The organism is Staphylococcus sp. HMSC36A10 (genome assembly GCF_001838845.1).
GTDB classification, from domain to species: domain Bacteria; phylum Bacillota; class Bacilli; order Staphylococcales; family Staphylococcaceae; genus Staphylococcus; species Staphylococcus aureus.
This window is the reverse complement of the sequence record NZ_KV839088.1, coordinates 84,987-102,961: the sequence shown is the minus strand read 5'-3', so window position 1 is coordinate 102,961 and position 17,975 is coordinate 84,987. Positions and strand designations below refer to the sequence as shown.

Here is a 17,975-nt window from a genome sequence, read left to right as displayed (position 1 = left end):
TAATATTATAAAAATGAGGGATGATTCGATGGTAGAACGTTATATCAAAGTTTTAATATTATATATTTTCACAACACTACTATCTTCTATTTCAGTAACGTCAAAATGTGTACCTAATAAAGTTATAAGGTTTATTTTACGTACTGCAATTGGTTACAGTGTATTTGCATATGGTTTACATTACTTTTCAAATTTAAAAAAGAATAAGTAATACTTTACATAAAGCGAGATAAAATGAGCGTCGTAATATCTTAAATCATAAAGATATTAGCCAATCACGCGATTTATCTCGCTGTTTTTATGAAAGAAAACTACATTTTCGAGAGAATAAAAAGATTTTTCTGAAATTTAATCTATCAATTACATTGATTTACTAATATAATTAGAAAGTAAATTTTATTTGATCAAAGTAAATGGGGGAAGTACTGTGATAGAAAATAAGAAAACAGTTGAAGATACATATTCAACAGGCGCAATTGTTGATTCAATATCATCTTCAGTACAAATGAAGCAAGTAATGGTACAGCAAACACCTGGCCGATATATGCTTAAAGCAATGATGGCCGGATTTTTACTCTCAATCGTTACTGTATTTATGTTCGGAATAAAGACGCAGTTTGCGAGTACTCACGTAGATGGACTTATCAATTTAATGGGAGCCATTGCGTTTAGTTTAGGTTTGATTTTAGTTGTATTAACTAACTCTGAATTATTAACAAGTAACTTCATGTACTTTACAGTAGGCTGGTATTATAAAGTCGTTTCTGTTAAGAAGATGACTTGGATTTTATTATATTGTTTCTTAGGAAATATTTTAGGTGGGTTTGTGTTATTTTTCTTAATGAAATTTGCGCATGTCATGACACCTGAAATGACACAAGCTTTAACAGCTTTAGTTCAGAAAAAGACTGTTGATTCAACATGGTTGAATATTTTTACAAAAGGTATTTTCTGTAACTTCTTTATTAATATTGGTATTTTCATCTCTATGCAATTCAAAGGCGGCTTAACAAAGGCATTCTTCATAGCTTGTGGTGTCGTGGTCTTTGTATACATGGGATATGAGCACGTTGTGTTCAATGCAGGTCTATATGCAGGTATGGTATTCTTTAACCTTGATGCAGTTTCATGGTTACACGTTTTAAAAAATATCGTTTTTGCTTTCTTAGGTAACTTTGTCGGTGGCGGTATTTTTGTAGGTCTCGTTTATGCTTTCTTAAATGGTAAGCGTAATCGTTTAGAGCAACAATAATTAAGATGTAGTGATTAAATAGCGTAACAATGAATCATTCTTCCAAACCATTCATGAATTTGAATGGTTTTTTACGTTGAGAGAGTAATTTTTAATAAGTTTCATGAGAGTATTGGTGTATTCAGATGAAGCATACTTTCTGACATGTGATAAATTTATTGATACACTTTGATGGATATTTATTTTAAAAATAAAATATGGTTAAATCATTTAAAAAAGAGTGGGGATTAATATGACAAAAACGATGATTCGACTCGCAAGTGAACAAGATGCAGAAAAATTGCAACAACTCATGCATGAAGCATTTACGCCTCTAAGAGAACTAGGTATTGATTGGCCTTCGGTTAATGCTAATTTAGATGCTGTTAAAGAAAATATAGATAAAAATACTACATTTGTCATGACAATTGATGATGAAATTATATCTACGATTACGGTTAGATATCCTTGGGGAAGTGTGAAAAGTATTTCGGGTTATCCTTTTGTCTGGTGGTTTGCGACAAATCCTGAGTATGAAGGGAAAGGCTATGGTAGCCAATTACTTACTTATGTTGAAGAAGCATTTTTGCGAGATACGTTAAAGTCAGCGGCAGTTACTTTAGGTACATCTGCAAGATTGCATCCGTGGTTACTTAAAATTTATGAAAAAAGAGGTTATGAAATATACAGCGAACATGAAAATGATGATGGCGATTTAGGTGTGATCATGCGCAAAGTATTGATACCCGAGCGCTTTGACGAAACAATATTAGGCCAACCACCATTTTAAGATAATAATATACACTACAAGCGACCGATATATTAATGCTTGCTCAAATAAATGTTGAGTAGGGATTCATATATCGGTCGCTTTTTTTGATTTAACAAAAAGGGAAAATGTATAAGGAATATGCATGACTACAGGCATCAGGGAATTCCCTGATTTTACATTATAATGTGATTCTTTTCACAAAAACAAAATGATTTGGTATACAATACGTGTGAAAGGGTTGGTAAATGTGAATGGGAATATCATTGTTGCACATGGCATGAGGCACGGACGACAGAATCAAGCGTTAGAAGCATTTATTTCTGAATTAGTAAAAGATGATATACATCACTATGATATTGCGTTTTTAGAAAGTGAGCATCAGGATTTAGAGACGGTAATGACGACGTTGATTCAAAGTGGGGTTGACCATTTTAAAATTGTACCATTGCTAATCTTTAGTGCAATGCATTATCTCAAGGATATACCGAATATCGTTCATGAAATGAAACGACGGTATCCAGACATAAAGGTAGAAGTAAGCGAGCCACTTGGCACACATCCTTTAATGAGACGATTAATTGAACAACGTATTTGTGACGCATTAGCAGGTGACGAACAACAAGTTGGAGTTATGGTTGTTGCACACGGCAATATTAATGGAAAGTTTACTAAGGCACACGAAGAGTTACAAATATGCGCTCAAAATTTGCAAATTAGCAAGCCGACATATGCGAGAACGCTATATGGAGAGATTAGTTTTACACATGATTTAGAAAGCATCTCGAAACGGTATCAAAAATTGATTGTCGTACCATTATTTTTATATGACGGAAGACTTGTTAACAAAGTGAAGCAGCAAATGAATGACATGGTTATTAATACAGATATACACTTCACACCTTCAATTAACTTCGACCCAATTTTAAAGCAAATCATTAACGATAGATTAGAAAGCTTAATGATTCCGATGAAAATATAAAAGCACTAACGAAAAATTAATACCTTTTTTTGAAATAAATATTATGGAGTAAAGGGGCATATTTTATGGCAAAGCAAAAACTAGTAATGATTGGTAACGGTATGGCGGGCATTCGAACAATCGAAGAAATATTAGAGCGCGCCAACGATTTATATGATATTACGGTAATAGGTAAAGAACCTTATCCAAACTATAACCGCATCATGCTTTCAAATATTTTACAAAATAAAATGACAGTTGAAGAAACAATTATGAATCCATATGAGTGGTATGAGGAACATGGTATCGAGTTAATTACAAATGATCCTGTAATTGAAGTAGATAGAGCAAACCAATCAGTTACTACTGCAAATGGTATTGAAGTATCATACGATAAATTGATTTTTGCGACAGGTTCTAAAGCATTCGTCATTCCAGTTCCAGGTTCGACATTACCGAGTGTAATTGGTTGGAGAACGATTGATGATACTGAACAAATGATGAACATTGCGAAGACTAAAAAGAAAGCAATTGTAATTGGTGGAGGCTTACTAGGTTTAGAGTGTGCACGTGGTTTATTAGATCAAGGTATGGAAGTAACGGTGTTACATTTAGCTGAATGGTTGATGGAAATGCAGCTAGACCGTAAAGCTGGAAATATGCTTAAAGCAGATCTAGAAAAGCAAGGTATGAAGTTTGAAATGCAAGCCAACACAACTGAAATCTTAGGAGAAGATGATGTTGAAGGTGTTAAATTGGCTGATGGACGCGAGATTCCGGCAGACTTAGTTGTTATGGCAGTAGGTATTCGACCATACACAGAAGTAGCCAAAGAATCAGGTCTAGATGTTAATCGAGGTATTGTTGTCAATGATGTGATGCAAACAAGTGATAGCAATGTATATGCAGTTGGTGAATGTGCAGAACATAACGGCAAAGTTTATGGACTCGTTGCACCACTATATGAACAAGGTAAAGTATTAGCTGATCATTTAACAAATAAAGAAACGAACGGATACAAGGGATCAACAACATTTACGTCATTAAAAGTTTCTGGGTGTGACTTGTATAGTGCTGGTCAAATTGTAGAAAATGCAGAAATTAAAGGTATTGAAATATTTAATAGTGTTGATAATAACTATAAAAAAATCTTTTTAAAAGACGGTAATGTAGTTGGTGCAGTACTATATGGTGATATCGATGATGGTTCACGCTTTTATAACATGATGAAAAAAGGTGAATCCACTGAAGATTACACACTTGTATCATTGCTTACTAAAGGTGGAGAAGAGGCATCGCTATCAATTGCTGATATGGCTGATGATGAAACAATTTGTGGTTGTAATGGTGTTGATAAAGGTACTATAGTAAATGCGATTACGGAAAATGGCTTTACAACAGTTGAAGAAGTAACGGCTAAAACAAAAGCGGGGAATTCATGTGGTAAATGTAAACCGCAAATTGCTCAAATATTGCAGCACACTTTAGGAGATGACTTTGTTGCGGCAAAACCTGCTGGTATATGTGGTTGCACTGATTTGACACGCGATCAAATTGTAACGCAAATAAGAGCGAAAGGTTTAAAAACATCTAAAGAAGTTCGACATGTTTTAAACTTTAAAAACAAAGGTGGATGTCCAAAATGTCGACCTGCGATTAACTATTATTTGAATATGGTTTATCCACATGATCATGAAGATGAAAGAGAATCAAGATTTGCTAACGAACGTTACCATGCGAATATTCAAAATGATGGTACATTTTCTGTTATACCTCAAATGCGTGGGGGTGTTACAGATGCAGACCAACTGATTCGTCTAGGAGAAGTGGCTAAGAAATATCATGTGCCACTAGTTAAAGTGACAGGTTCGCAACGTGTTGGTTTGTATGGAGTTAAAAAAGAAGAATTACCAAATATATGGGAAGACCTAGGTATGCGTTCAGCATCAGCTTATGGTAAGAAAACACGCTCAGTTAAAAGCTGTGTTGGTAAAGAGTTTTGTCGATTTGGTACGCAATACACGACACGACTTGGCATTCGTTTAGAAAAAACATTTGAATACATCGATACACCTCATAAATTCAAAATGGGTGTATCAGGCTGCCCAAGAAGTTGTGTTGAATCAGGTGTTAAAGATTTTGGTATTATCTCAGTTGAAAATGGATTCCAAATCTATATCGGTGGTAATGGTGGTACAGAAGTCGAAAAAGCTGAATTTTTAACAACTGTAGAAACAGAAGATGAAGTAATCAAATTATGTGGTGCTTTGATGCAATATTATCGCGAAACAGGTATATATGCTGAAAGAACAGCGCCATGGTTAAGAAGACTTGGATTTGAAAATGTAAAAGAAGTCTTACTTGCCCCAGAAAGACAAAATGAACTATTTGAACGCATTATGGATGCTAAAAAAGCAGTCGAAGCTGAACCTTGGGAAGCAATAACTAGCAATGCGCAAGCACGTAAAATTTTTGAAGTGGAGAAGGTGTAATACATGGAAACAAAAGAAAAAATTAAAGTGACAACTATAGATGAATTAACACCCCTAATTGGAAAAAAGGTTATTGTCAAAGGCAAAGAGGTAGGATTGTTTTTAACTGAAAGTGGTACAATTCACGCGATTCACAATATCTGTCCACACAAAGAAGGACCATTGTCTGAAGGGACAGTGAGTGGGGAATATGTATTTTGCCCGCTCCACGATCAAAAAATTGATTTAAATACAGGTATTGTTCAAGAACCTGATGAAGGTTGTGTAGATGTTTATGAGGTAGAAGTTACAGACGGGAACGTATATATATGTCTGTAGAGGAATATGGCAAGGTTTACTTGATAGGTGCGGGTCCAGGTAATCCGAATTATTTGACGAAAAAGGCTGAGCGTTTAATACGTGAAGCGGATGTCATTCTATATGATCGATTAGTGAATCCGTTAATTTTACAATATGCGAATTTGACTACTGAAATTATCGATGTTGGTAAAAAGCCGTATGCAAAACATATTCAGCAAGAAAAAATAAATGACTGTATCGTGGAAGCAGCGCGTCGATATAACAAGGTTGTTAGACTTAAAGGTGGCGATCCAGCGATATTTGGTCGTGTGCAAGAAGAAGTCGACACACTAAATGAACATCATATTGCGTTTGAAATTGTACCAGGGGTGACATCAGCGAGCGCAGCAGTTGCTACTATGCAGACAGGTTTGACAATGCGTACAGTTGCTAAAAGTGTGACATTTTCTACAGGTCACTTTAAAGATTCAGAAGAAAATGAAGTGGATGTCAATTCCTTAGTGAATGGTGGCACGTTAGCAATTTATATGGGGGTAAAACGTTTAGGGAAAATTATCACACAGATACAACAATACACAGATATTGATTACCCGATAGCGATTGTCTTTCAAGCATCGTGTTTTAACGAGTTTGTTGTTAAGGGGCGTTTAAGTAATATTATTTCAAAATTGCAACACTATTCAATTGAGGCGAAACCAGGTATATGTATTATTGGGGAAGTTGTTGGTTATACTGAAAATGTCTCAACAACTTCTAATCCGACTCAGCAATTTTATGTAGTAAGTGGTTCTAAACATGACGCCCTTATGCTCTGTGAACATTTATATGACGAAGGTTATGGCTGTTTGCTAAACCCAAATAATACATCGAATGGCACATATCATTCGTCGCAATATGATTACTATGATGCATTTATTAAGCAGCAAGAAAATGTAACATATATTTCAACCGATCGTGCAGATGCTAATACAGTGTTATGTCACTAATTTAAAAAAATAAATGAATAAGTAAGGTTTCAACCGAGAGAATATATTCGTGTTGAAGCCTTATTTGTCGTTGTGCCAAATTTGAACGATTTAGATTGGCAATAAGCACGACCATACATGATTGTGTATTATTTCAATGAAATCCCGTTATTGATAGGGAAATTCCTTAAGTAATTAGGTGATTCCCTAATATTTTATGTTTGTGAAAAAATGTACAATCTAATTAAAGTAATAGTCTTGGGCATTTTAAAGTATTTAAAAACACGACATCTACACATCGTATTTTTATACGTAGGAGGATATAAATATGGGAAAATTTGGATTGAATTTCTTTAAGCCAACAGAAAAATTTAATGGGAATTGGTCGATCCTAGAAAGTAAAAGTAGAGAATGGGAAAAAATGTACAGAGAACGTTGGAGCCACGATAAAGAAGTAAGAACAACACATGGTGTTAACTGTACAGGCTCATGTTCTTGGAAAGTATTTGTGAAAAATGGTGTGATTACCTGGGAAAATCAACAAACTGACTATCCAAGTTGTGGTCCGGATATGCCTGAATATGAACCGAGAGGATGTCCACGAGGTGCGTCATTCTCTTGGTATGAATACAGTCCGCTTCGAATCAAATATCCATATATTCGTGGAAAACTCTGGGATTTATGGACTGAAGCATTAGAAGAAAACAATGGTAATCGCGTTGCTGCATGGGCGTCTATTGTTGAAAATGAAGACAAAGCCAAACAATATAAGCAAGCCCGAGGTATGGGAGGGCACGTGCGTTCAAATTGGAAAGACGTTACAGAGATAATCGCAGCACAATTACTGTATACAATAAAAAAATATGGTCCAGATCGAATCGCAGGATTTACACCTATTCCAGCGATGTCAATGATTAGTTATGCAGCAGGTGCTCGATTCATCAATTTGCTTGGTGGTGAAATGCTTAGTTTTTATGACTGGTATGCAGATTTACCACCTGCCTCTCCACAAATTTGGGGAGAGCAAACAGATGTGCCTGAATCAAGTGACTGGTATAACGCATCATACATTATTATGTGGGGCTCTAATGTACCTTTAACACGTACTCCGGATGCACATTTTATGACTGAAGTCCGCTATAAAGGTACAAAAGTCATTTCAGTAGCACCAGATTACGCAGAAAATGTGAAATTTGCAGATAACTGGCTAGCACCGAATCCTGGTTCAGATGCTGCAATTGCACAAGCAATGACGCATGTTATTTTACAAGAACATTATGTTAATCAACCTAATGAACGCTTTATAAATTACGCTAAACAATATACAGATATGCCGTTTCTTATCATGCTGGATGAAGATGAAAATGGATATAAAGCGGGTCGATTTTTAAGAGCGAGTGACTTAGGTCAAACAACAGAGCAAGGCGAATGGAAGCCAGTTATTCATGATGCAATCAGCGATAGTTTAGTAGTACCTAATGGCACAATGGGTCAACGTTGGGAAGAAGGTAAGAAGTGGAACTTAAAACTAGAAACAGAAGATGGTTCTAAAATTAACCCTACATTATCAATGGCAGAAGGTGGATACGAATTAGAAACAATTCAATTCCCATACTTTGATAGTGATGGAGATGGGATATTCAATCGTCCAATTCCAACTCGACAAGTCACTTTAGCAAATGGTGACAAAGTCCGTATTGCTACAATTTTTGACTTAATGGCAAGTCAATATGGCGTGCGTCGTTTTGATCATAAATTAGAATCAAAAGGATACGACGATGCAGAATCAAAATATACACCTGCTTGGCAAGAAGCCATTTCAGGCGTAAAACAAAGTGTTGTCATTCAAGTAGCGAAAGAATTTGCGCAAAACGCTATCGATACTGAAGGGCGTTCAATGATTATCATGGGTGCGGGTATTAACCATTGGTTTAACTCAGATACGATTTATCGTTCAATCTTAAACTTAGTTATGTTATGTGGCTGTCAAGGTGTGAATGGTGGCGGTTGGGCTCACTATGTGGGACAAGAAAAATGTCGTCCGATTGAAGGATGGAGTACTGTCGCATTTGCGAAAGACTGGCAAGGACCACCACGTTTGCAAAACGGAACAAGTTGGTTCTATTTTGCAACAGACCAATGGAAATATGAAGAGTCAAATGTAGATCGTTTAAAATCTCCATTAGCTAAAACAGAGGAGTTAAAGCATCAACATCCAGCTGATTATAATGTTTTAGCAGCTAGACTTGGTTGGTTACCATCTTATCCACAATTTAATAAAAATAGTTTGTTGTTTGCAGAAGAAGCTAAAGATGAAGGCATTGAGTCGAATGAGGCAATTTTAAAACGCGCGATAGATGAAGTTAAGTCAAAACGAACGCAATTTGCGATAGAAGATCCGGATTTGAAAAAGAATCATCCGAAATCACTGTTTATATGGCGCTCAAATCTAATCTCAAGTTCTGCAAAAGGTCAAGAATACTTTATGAAGCATTTACTTGGCACAAAATCAGGGTTATTAGCTACACCAAATGAAGATGAAAAGCCAGAAGAAATTACGTGGCGTGAGGAAACAACAGGGAAATTAGATTTAGTCGTTTCTTTAGATTTCAGAATGACAGCAACACCTTTATATTCTGACATTGTTTTGCCAGCAGCGACTTGGTATGAGAAGCATGATTTGTCATCTACAGATATGCATCCATATGTACATCCTTTTAATCCAGCTATTGATCCATTATGGGAATCGCGTTCAGACTGGGATATTTATAAAACGTTGGCAAAAGCATTTTCAGAAATGGCAAAAGACTATTTACCTGGAACGTTTAAAGATGTTGTGACAACTCCGCTTAGTCATGATACAAAGCAAGAAATTTCAACACCATACGGCGTAGTGAAAGATTGGTCGAAGGGTGAAATTGAAGCGGTACCTGGACGTACAATGCCTAACTTTGCAATTGTAGAACGCGACTACACTAAAATTTACGACAAATATGTCACGCTTGGTCCTGTACTTGAAAAAGGGAAAGTTGGAGCACATGGTGTAAGTTTCGGTGTCAGTGAACAATATGAAGAATTAAAAAGTATGTTAGGTACGTGGAGTGATACAAATGATGATTCTGTGAGAGCGAATCGTCCACGTATTGATACAGCACGTAATGTAGCTGATGCAATACTAAGTATTTCATCTGCTACGAATGGTAAATTATCACAAAAATCATATGAAGATCTCGAAGAACAAACTGGAATGCCGTTAAAAGATATTTCTAGCGAACGTGCAGCTGAGAAAATTTCGTTTTTAAATATAACTTCACAACCACGAGAAGTAATACCGACAGCAGTATTCCCAGGTTCAAATAAACAAGGTCGACGATATTCACCATTTACAACGAATATAGAACGTCTAGTACCTTTTAGAACATTAACAGGACGTCAAAGTTATTATGTGGATCACGAAGTTTTCCAACAATTTGGGGAGAGCTTACCAGTATATAAACCGACATTGCCGCCAATGGTATTTGGGAATAGAGATAAGAAAATTAAAGGTGGTACAGATGCTTTGGTACTGCGTTATTTAACGCCTCATGGAAAATGGAATATACACTCAATGTATCAAGATAATAAGCATATGTTGACACTATTTAGAGGTGGTCCAACGGTTTGGATATCAAATGAAGATGCTGAAAAACACGATATCCAAGATAATGATTGGCTAGAAGTGTATAACCGTAATGGTGTTGTAACGGCAAGAGCAGTTATTTCGCATCGTATGCCTAAAGGTACAATGTTTATGTATCATGCACAAGATAAACATATTCAAACGCCTGGGTCAGAAATTACAGATACACGTGGTGGTTCACACAACGCGCCGACTAGAATCCATTTGAAACCAACACAACTAGTCGGAGGATACGCACAAATTAGTTATCACTTTAATTATTATGGACCAATTGGGAACCAAAGGGATTTATATGTAGCAGTTAGAAAGATGAAGGAGGTTAATTGGCTTGAAGATTAAAGCGCAAGTTGCGATGGTATTAAATTTAGATAAATGCATAGGATGCCATACGTGTAGTGTGACATGTAAAAACACTTGGACAAATCGTCCAGGTGCTGAGTACATGTGGTTCAACAACGTAGAAACGAAGCCAGGTGTAGGGTATCCGAAACGTTGGGAAGACCAAGAACACTACAAAGGTGGTTGGGTACTAAATCGTAAAGGGAAACTTGAATTAAAATCTGGAAGTAGAATTTCAAAAATTGCTTTAGGTAAAATTTTTTATAACCCAGATATGCCATTAATAAAAGATTATTATGAACCATGGAACTATAATTATGAACATTTAACAACTGCGAAATCAGGGAAGCATTCGCCAGTTGCTAGAGCGTATTCAGAAATTACAGGGGATAACATTGAAATTGAATGGGGACCTAACTGGGAAGATGACTTAGCAGGTGGTCATGTTACAGGTCCAAAAGATCCTAACATCCAAAAAATAGAAGAAGATATTAAATTCCAATTTGACGAAACTTTTATGATGTATTTACCACGTTTATGTGAACATTGCTTGAATCCAAGTTGCGTTGCATCGTGTCCTTCAGGTGCTATGTATAAACGTGATGAAGATGGCATTGTATTAGTTGACCAAGACGCATGTCGTGGATGGCGTTACTGTATGACAGGTTGTCCATATAAGAAAGTTTACTTCAATTGGAAAACGAACAAAGCTGAAAAGTGTACTTTCTGTTTCCCGAGAATCGAGGCGGGTATGCCTACGGTATGCTCTGAAACTTGTACAGGACGTATGCGTTACTTAGGTGTTTTATTATATGATGCAGATCGAGTTCATGAAGCAGCTTCAGCAGTAGACGAGAAAGATTTATATGAAAAACAATTAGATATATTCTTAAACCCATTTGACGAAGAAGTCATTGCTCAAGCTGAAAAAGATGGTATTGGTTACGATTGGATTGAAGCTGCACAAAACTCTCCAATTTATAAGTTAGCAATTGAATATAAACTTGCATTTCCGTTACATCCTGAATTTAGAACGATGCCGATGGTTTGGTATTGCCCACCACTTAGCCCAATTATGAGCTATTTTGAAGGTAAAAATACAACTCAAAATCCAGATGCGATTTTCCCAGCCATTGAAGAAATGCGTTTACCTATTGAATACTTAGCTAATATTTTCACTGCAGGAGATACAGAGCCAGTAAAAGGAGCCCTACAACGTATGGCAATGATGAGAAGTTATATGAGATCTCAAGTTACTCAACAGCCATTTGACACGTCTCGATTAGAGCGATTAGGTATAACCGAGCGCCAAACTAAAGACATGTATCGTTTATTAGGACTAGCTAAATATGAAGATCGATTTGTTATTCCAACATCACACAAAGAAACCTATTTAGATACGTATCACGCACAAGGTAGTACAGGATACAATTATGGCGGCGAGCATTTTGGAGATAACTGTGAAGGCTGTGGTGTTGCAGTAGGTTCAGGGAAAACTGGTCAAGAAATTTATAATGAGAATTTCTATGGAGGGATTTTCCGTGATTAATTTCGATAATTTTAAAAAATATCAAGAAAGTTTTGGATATATGGCACAACAGTTATGTTTTCCAGAAAAATTAACTTTTCATCCAAAAACTTTTGAAGAAACAATTTCGACAGATCATCCAGCATATGAAGATTTAGTAGCATTTAGAAATGTAATGATGACATTTTCATTATCAGAAATCAAAGCGATTTATACAGATACATTTGATTTTACGAAAAAAGCGCCATTATATATGACGTATAACAAATTTGATACGCAAAAAGAACGTGGTCAAATGTTAGCTAAATTAAAGGTATTATATGAAATGTTTGGACTAGAAATGGTAGATAATGAACTTTCTGATTATCTACCGTTGATGCTTCAATTTTTGCAAGTGGCAGAATGGCGAAATGATCCAAGAGCTGAAGAGAATATTCAATTAATCATTATGATTATTGAGGATGGAACATATGTGATGGCGAATGTACTTGGTGAAGATAACAATCCATATGCCTATGTGATTCAAGCACTTAGAAAAACATTGAAATTATGTTTGACATCACCAAAAGGAGTGAAACATCATGCTTAATCAGTTTTTATGGGTTATATTTCCGTATTTATGTTTAGTTGTCTTTGTCGCAGGTCATATTGCACGTTATCGTTATGATAAATTTTCGTGGACAGCAAAATCTAGTGAATTAATTGAAAGAAAAAGATTGATGTGGGGTAGTTTATTATTTCACTTAGGTATTATTCCGGTATTTTTTGGACATGTTGTAGGATTATTAATACCGAAATCATGGATGGATGCTGCCGGTGTGTCTGAGCATTTATATCATATTGGTGCTGTTTATATAGGGAGTATCTTTGGTATAATTACATTGGTAGGGATGTTTTTATTAACAGCGAGACGTGTTACTACGAAAAGTATTCGCAGATTAAGTTCAGCGTCCGATATCTTTGTTAACTTCTTATTATTACTTATTGTATTTATGGGATGTTATGCAACATTAGTAACAAACGTACAGCATCCAGATTTTAACTATAGAACTTCATTATCAATTTGGTTTAGACAATTATTTATGTTGAAACCAGATGCATCATTAATGAGTGGTGTGCCGATTGCATTTAAAATGCATATATTGTTAGGTTTCACTATTATGGCTTGTTGGCCATTTACACGTTTGGTGCATGTTTGGAGTGTACCTTTGACATATATAAATCGCAGATATATTATTTACCGTAAGAATAAAGTGTAAGCATAAGAGGTGAAAGGATTTGACACCAGAAGCAATAATTGAAGATCGTAGATTTCAAGAGACATTAGATAAAATACGCAAAGAAGAGGGTTATGATTTTGCGGCAATCGCTTTCTATGAATCTAACAAACCATCATCTCCAATAAAATGGCACTATGTTTCAGGTAATAAAAATAATCGATTTAAATTGATTATTTTAAGAAAAGGTCGTGGATTAGCTGGAACTGTTATGAAAACAGGAAAGCGTATGGTAATAGCCAATGTTGGTTTAGCTTTAGGGCCTGAAGAAAAGATTGACTATCCAATTTTATTGAGCGAATCATTAACAGCAGTTTTAGCAGTGCCGCTTTGGTATAAGAATCAAGTGTATGGCGTACTATTATTTGGTCAAAGAGATGGTCGTCCTTTACCAAAAATATTTGATAATGATGATATTCAACGTAAGTTTGGTATTTTCAATGATGATAAATAATGAGATGAATTAGGGTGTAAGTCATGATTAATGAGGACAGTATACAGTTAGATACTTTATTGAAAAAATATTATGAGCATTCAATCGAAAAGATAGTTTTTGCTGATGATAACGGCAAAATTATTGCAATGAATGATGCTGCTAAAGATATATTATCTGAAGAAGATAATTACAGTGCTGTGGCGAATGCGATTTGTCACAGATGTGAAGGGTATACAAATGCCTATGATGTACAATCATGTAAAGACTGTTTCTTAGAATCGATGCAAGTACAAGCTACGAATTTCCAAGTATTTATGAAGACGAAAGATCAAAAAGTGATGCCATTTACAGCAACATATCAGTTGATTGATCAAGACAGGGGAATTCATGCATTTACGCTTCAAAATGTTTCATCACAAATTGAACAGCAAGAGAAATTACATCAACAACGTATGATGCGTAAAACAATCTCAGCCCAAGAAAATGAAAGAAAGCGAATTTCTAGAGAGTTACATGATAGTGTGATTCAAGAAATGCTCAATGTAGATGTTCAATTGAGATTATTAAAATATCAAGAAGATACAACTAAGCTTTTGGAAGACGCAGAAAATATTGAATATATTGTCGCTAAATTAATTGATGATATACGTAATATGTCGGTTGAATTAAGACCCGCTTCTTTGGATGATCTAGGCCTTGAAGCAGCTTTTAAATCATATTTTAAACAGTTTGAAGAAAATTATGGAATAAAAATCATATATACATCAAATATTAAAAATACCCGCTTTGATAGTGATATTGAAACGGTTGTTTATCGAGTAGTACAAGAAGCTATTCTAAATGCGTTGAAATACGCTGATGTAAATGAAATAAATGTAGGTATCCGTCAAACTGGGCGCCATTTGGTAGCAGAAGTGATAGATGCGGGAAATGGTTTTGATCCAAGTTCTAAGCCTAAAGGTTCTGGACTCGGTTTATATGGAATGAATGAGCGAGCTGAGTTAGTCAGCGGTAGCGTCAATATTGAAACGAAAATTGGTGAGGGTACCAATGTTACATTGAACATTCCAATTTGAAACATACATTGGGGGAATAAAATTGAAAATAGTCATTGCCGATGATCACGCTGTTGTCCGTACGGGGTTCTCTATGATTTTAAATTATCAAAATGATATGGAAGTTGTTGCAACGGCTGCAGATGGCGTCGAAGCTTACCAAAAAGTAATGGAATATAAACCTGATGTGTTACTAATGGATTTAAGTATGCCACCAGGTGAGTCAGGTCTTATCGCTACGAGTAAAATTGCTGACAGTTTTCCAGAAACTAAAATTTTAATATTAACCATGTTTGATGATGAGGAGTATTTGTTCCATGTGTTGCGTAATGGTGCGAAAGGTTACATATTGAAAAATGCACCTGATGAACAATTATTGTTAGCTATTCGAACTGTATATAAAGGTGAAACATATGTAGATATGAAACTTACAACATCTTTAGTGAATGAATTTGTATCTAATTCAAATCAGGACACTGCAAACACAACAGATCCTTTTAAAATCTTATCAAAACGAGAACTAGAAATATTGCCACTTATTGCCAAAGGTTACGGGAATAAAGAAATTGCAGAGAAATTATTTGTATCTGTGAAAACAGTAGAAGCACATAAGACGCATATTATGACAAAGCTTGGCTTAAAGAGTAAACCTGAGCTAGTTGAATATGCATTGAAAAAGAAATTATTAGAGTTTTAGAGTTTGAAATTAATATAATTCAGTATAAAAGCGCGAGAGGAAATGATTATCTTCTGGCGCTTTTGTATGTTTCGAAATATATTTTTTTATAAATCGAATGGAACCTAATCCTTTCTCCTTTCGGTAACCTTTACTAATTCGCTTTGCAAAGGTATAACTTTTAATATAGTTATTGATTTAGAGAATAAATGATTAGTTTTCTACTTTGAACAATTATTTTAGTTGGTGTATTCAGTGTTGTAGCATCTGTATGAGGATTAAAAATTGTCGCTCTTATTCACATTGCTCAAAAAATAATTAACAGCTTCTGAAATGTATGATGCTAAATTTTGATTATCATATGAATTAAAGTAATCTTTGAAACGCGTATCATCTTCATATGTTTTAGCAATACAGCATAATGTTTCATCATCAAAATCAGCGATAGTGTTCATAAATGCCTTCCACTCAAATACGAGATCACTACAATCTTGGATTGGATAATGACTCAAAGACATATGATTAAATTTATTGAAGATAGTTGTCAATTTATGTCTGATATCCTGCGATTGTAAGCTGTCTTTACGTCTAATAAATGATTGATATGCTTTCGTATGACCATATTTTATAGATGCTTCTTTATCATATTGTGACTGTAGTGTCTTATTTAAAATGCTGGTATCTATTAGAGAGTGTCCGTTAATAAATTCACATACAGAGCGTCTAATTAATTGTAAGTCTGAAATCTTTTTATCTAACTTGCTTACTTGCTCTGATAATAACTTTCGCAACTGTTCATTATCATATGAAATGTATTGTTTTATTTTAGCGATATCAAAATCAAAAGACTTGAGTATTAAAATCTTTTGTAATTTTTCTAAGTCTTGCTGTTTATAAACGCGATAATTTTTATCATTTTTATCTGGAACTAATAATCCTATTTCATCGTAATAATGTAAAGTTCTTTTAGTTACACCTGTAATTTCAATAATATCTTTTAAAGTGTATGTGTATGCCAAAATTCAGTCACCTCATTTATTATTTTTTGTGCTGGAAGTGTTGTGGCAACTTCAATAGGTATGTTTGTTTTTTGTAAAAAGTATTTTACCAAGTGATAGCCACATGCATACCCGGCAGCATGAGATAAGCCAACGATAGGCCTACCTTGAAGTTTATTAATATCATCACCATAGAGATAAGGCATCGATTCAAATATATGCTTTAAATGTAAATGATTATAAATAGTATTTTTAATTTTTACGTTATCACGACTCCAATTAGTATTTGTTACCCACGGTCCAATATGCGCTTTACCATACAATGATTCTACATAGTTTTCAGCTAATCCTTCTGCAATAATCAATTCAATCAAACTTCCGCCATCCCAATCAATAATATTGATAGCGCATATTATGATTTACTTCATGTGCAATTAAGCTTTTCATAGAATTAATTGTACTTGTACTCGGCACTAAATAAATCATAATATAACCTGGTATGCCACCATCACCACCGCGATTTTTATTTAGATACATAAGTGGTTTTTGGCTATCTCCAAGTAATACTGTGAAATGATAGTTAGAAACTTGAAATGAGATACTATAATTTGAAAATTGATCTATAGCAACTTTTAAATATTTTTCGCAATTACTCCAGAAATCATTATTCAGGTATTGTATTGACATTTGGTCAGTTTCAACCAGTTCTTTGGGAGACTTTTGAAATGCATCTAAAAATTGAATCGCACTCATTGTTTGTTTGTCATCATTATAAATAGGCATATGTTGTACCTCAAATTTCTTTTTAAAAGGTACTAATATTTCTTTAGTGAAAATTGAATCACGGTCGTTTATTGGTGCCTTGAGTATATTCTTATAGACGGAATCTGATCTAATAATATTGATTTTATACATGATAAACCTCCTTATGTTGTCAGCATAAAGGATAACGTAACGTGATTTTCAAGCAGTAATTGTAACTAATTGAAAAAAATAAGAAAAGTATGTGAGTGTTCCTAAATAATATGATTAAAATGATGGCGAATAAGTGTCTAAAAGCATCTTAAAGGGACATTGTATAGGGTAAATCACTTCATAAATAAGGGAAAATCCTTATGTTCACTTTTTCACAATCATAATAAAATATATATGTAGTCAATACTTTGTCTATATTGAATGATTTCATATAAATGAAAGCATTTTTAAATAACATTGACCTCTAATATATAGGCAGAGTATTGATATCTATTAAAAAATAAATGATTTTGG

The 17,975-nt window shown here is 34.7% G+C and carries 15 protein-coding genes and 1 pseudogene; 14 read left to right on the top strand and 2 right to left on the bottom strand.

Translation table 11 applies throughout. From position 1 onward, the window contains the following. Nucleotides 1-28 precede the first annotated feature (28 nt). The 14 genes from HMPREF3247_RS04305 (at nt 29) to nreC (ending at nt 15,729) form a co-directional block, all read left to right on the top strand. Nucleotides 29-211 (top strand): hypothetical protein, encoded by a 183-nt coding sequence (locus HMPREF3247_RS04305; protein WP_000230294.1) that lies wholly within the window; start codon nt 29-31, stop codon nt 209-211. 216 nt (nt 212-427) lie between these two features. Further along, nucleotides 428-1,252: a formate/nitrite transporter family protein gene (locus HMPREF3247_RS04300; protein WP_000572040.1), complete on the top strand. Its 825-nt coding sequence runs from the start codon at nt 428-430 to the stop codon at nt 1,250-1,252. A 232-nt stretch (nt 1,253-1,484) separates the two neighbouring features. After that, nucleotides 1,485-2,021 carry a GNAT family N-acetyltransferase gene (locus HMPREF3247_RS04295; protein WP_000169317.1) on the top strand — a complete coding sequence of 179 codons (537 nt, stop codon included), beginning with the start codon at nt 1,485-1,487 and terminating at the stop codon, nt 2,019-2,021. Nucleotides 2,022-2,250: 229 nt separating this feature from the next. After that, a complete protein-coding gene (locus HMPREF3247_RS04290) occupies nt 2,251-2,982 on the top strand; it encodes a sirohydrochlorin chelatase (RefSeq protein ID WP_001014062.1) in 732 nt (243 codons plus the stop codon). 65 nt (nt 2,983-3,047) lie between these two features. Then, the gene (gene nirB, locus HMPREF3247_RS04285) at nt 3,048-5,453 is read left to right on the top strand and encodes a nitrite reductase large subunit NirB (RefSeq protein ID WP_001118724.1); all 2,406 of its coding nucleotides are present in this window, start codon (nt 3,048-3,050) and stop codon (nt 5,451-5,453) included. A gap of 3 nt (nt 5,454-5,456) precedes the next feature. Further along, nucleotides 5,457-5,771 carry a nitrite reductase small subunit NirD gene (gene nirD / locus HMPREF3247_RS04280; RefSeq protein ID WP_000448223.1) on the top strand — a complete coding sequence of 105 codons (315 nt, stop codon included), beginning with the start codon at nt 5,457-5,459 and terminating at the stop codon, nt 5,769-5,771. Beyond that, nucleotides 5,762-6,739 (top strand): uroporphyrinogen-III C-methyltransferase, encoded by a 978-nt coding sequence (gene cobA / locus HMPREF3247_RS04275; protein ID WP_000109972.1) that lies wholly within the window; start codon nt 5,762-5,764, stop codon nt 6,737-6,739. Before nirD ends, cobA begins: the two co-directional genes overlap by 10 nt. A gap of 307 nt (nt 6,740-7,046) precedes the next feature. Further along, complete coding sequence (locus HMPREF3247_RS04270) at nt 7,047-10,736, top strand: nitrate reductase subunit alpha (RefSeq protein WP_000514388.1); 3,690 nt, start codon at nt 7,047-7,049, stop codon at nt 10,734-10,736. Further along, nucleotides 10,726-12,285 (top strand): nitrate reductase subunit beta, encoded by a 1,560-nt coding sequence (gene narH / locus HMPREF3247_RS04265; RefSeq protein WP_000692645.1) that lies wholly within the window; start codon nt 10,726-10,728, stop codon nt 12,283-12,285. Before HMPREF3247_RS04270 ends, narH begins: the two co-directional genes overlap by 11 nt. Further along, the gene (narJ, locus tag HMPREF3247_RS04260; RefSeq protein WP_000606772.1) at nt 12,278-12,853 is read left to right on the top strand and encodes a nitrate reductase molybdenum cofactor assembly chaperone; all 576 of its coding nucleotides are present in this window, start codon (nt 12,278-12,280) and stop codon (nt 12,851-12,853) included. Before narH ends, narJ begins: the two co-directional genes overlap by 8 nt. Continuing rightward, nucleotides 12,846-13,523, top strand: coding sequence for a respiratory nitrate reductase subunit gamma (gene narI / locus HMPREF3247_RS04255; RefSeq protein ID WP_000934154.1), 678 nt, complete (start codon nt 12,846-12,848; stop codon nt 13,521-13,523). The genes narJ and narI overlap by 8 nt, the downstream gene beginning before the upstream one ends. Nucleotides 13,524-13,542: 19 nt before the next feature. Then, a complete protein-coding gene (nreA, locus tag HMPREF3247_RS04250; RefSeq protein ID WP_000186933.1) occupies nt 13,543-13,995 on the top strand; it encodes a nitrate respiration regulation accessory nitrate sensor NreA in 453 nt (150 codons plus the stop codon). A gap of 23 nt (nt 13,996-14,018) precedes the next feature. Continuing rightward, nucleotides 14,019-15,053: a nitrate respiration regulation sensor histidine kinase NreB gene (gene nreB / locus HMPREF3247_RS04245; RefSeq protein WP_000606546.1), complete on the top strand. Its 1,035-nt coding sequence runs from the start codon at nt 14,019-14,021 to the stop codon at nt 15,051-15,053. A 22-nt stretch (nt 15,054-15,075) separates the two neighbouring features. Continuing rightward, nucleotides 15,076-15,729, top strand: a complete 654-nt coding sequence (gene nreC, locus HMPREF3247_RS04240; RefSeq protein ID WP_000706315.1) for a nitrate respiration regulation response regulator NreC — start codon at nt 15,076-15,078, stop codon at nt 15,727-15,729. A 257-nt stretch (nt 15,730-15,986) separates the two neighbouring features. Here nreC and HMPREF3247_RS04235 read toward each other — a convergent pair whose 3' ends face one another. Both HMPREF3247_RS04235 and HMPREF3247_RS14695 read right to left on the bottom strand, forming a co-directional pair. Further along, a complete protein-coding gene (locus tag HMPREF3247_RS04235; protein ID WP_000332069.1) occupies nt 15,987-16,727 on the bottom strand; it encodes a MerR family transcriptional regulator in 741 nt (246 codons plus the stop codon). Then, nucleotides 16,706-17,621: pseudogene (locus tag HMPREF3247_RS14695) on the bottom strand (DUF2268 domain-containing protein). The gene HMPREF3247_RS04235 and the pseudogene HMPREF3247_RS14695 overlap by 22 nt, the downstream one beginning before the upstream one ends. Between the last annotated feature and the right edge of the window lie 354 nt (nt 17,622-17,975).

Excerpts from the sequence above, each read along its gene's own strand:
- narI (WP_000934154.1), top strand. The coding sequence starts at position 12,846 with ATGCTTAATCAGTTTTTATGGGTTATATTTCCGTATTTATGTTTAGTT.
- cobA (WP_000109972.1), top strand. The coding sequence starts at position 5,762 with ATGTCTGTAGAGGAATATGGCAAGGTTTACTTGATAGGTGCGGGTCCA.
- nreB (WP_000606546.1), top strand. The coding sequence starts at position 14,019 with ATGATTAATGAGGACAGTATACAGTTAGATACTTTATTGAAAAAATAT.
- HMPREF3247_RS04305 (WP_000230294.1), top strand. The coding sequence starts at position 29 with ATGGTAGAACGTTATATCAAAGTTTTAATATTATATATTTTCACAACA.
- nirD (WP_000448223.1), top strand. The coding sequence starts at position 5,457 with ATGGAAACAAAAGAAAAAATTAAAGTGACAACTATAGATGAATTAACA.
- HMPREF3247_RS04270 (WP_000514388.1), top strand. The coding sequence starts at position 7,047 with ATGGGAAAATTTGGATTGAATTTCTTTAAGCCAACAGAAAAATTTAAT.
- HMPREF3247_RS04295 (WP_000169317.1), top strand. The coding sequence starts at position 1,485 with ATGACAAAAACGATGATTCGACTCGCAAGTGAACAAGATGCAGAAAAA.
- nirB (WP_001118724.1), top strand. The coding sequence starts at position 3,048 with ATGGCAAAGCAAAAACTAGTAATGATTGGTAACGGTATGGCGGGCATT.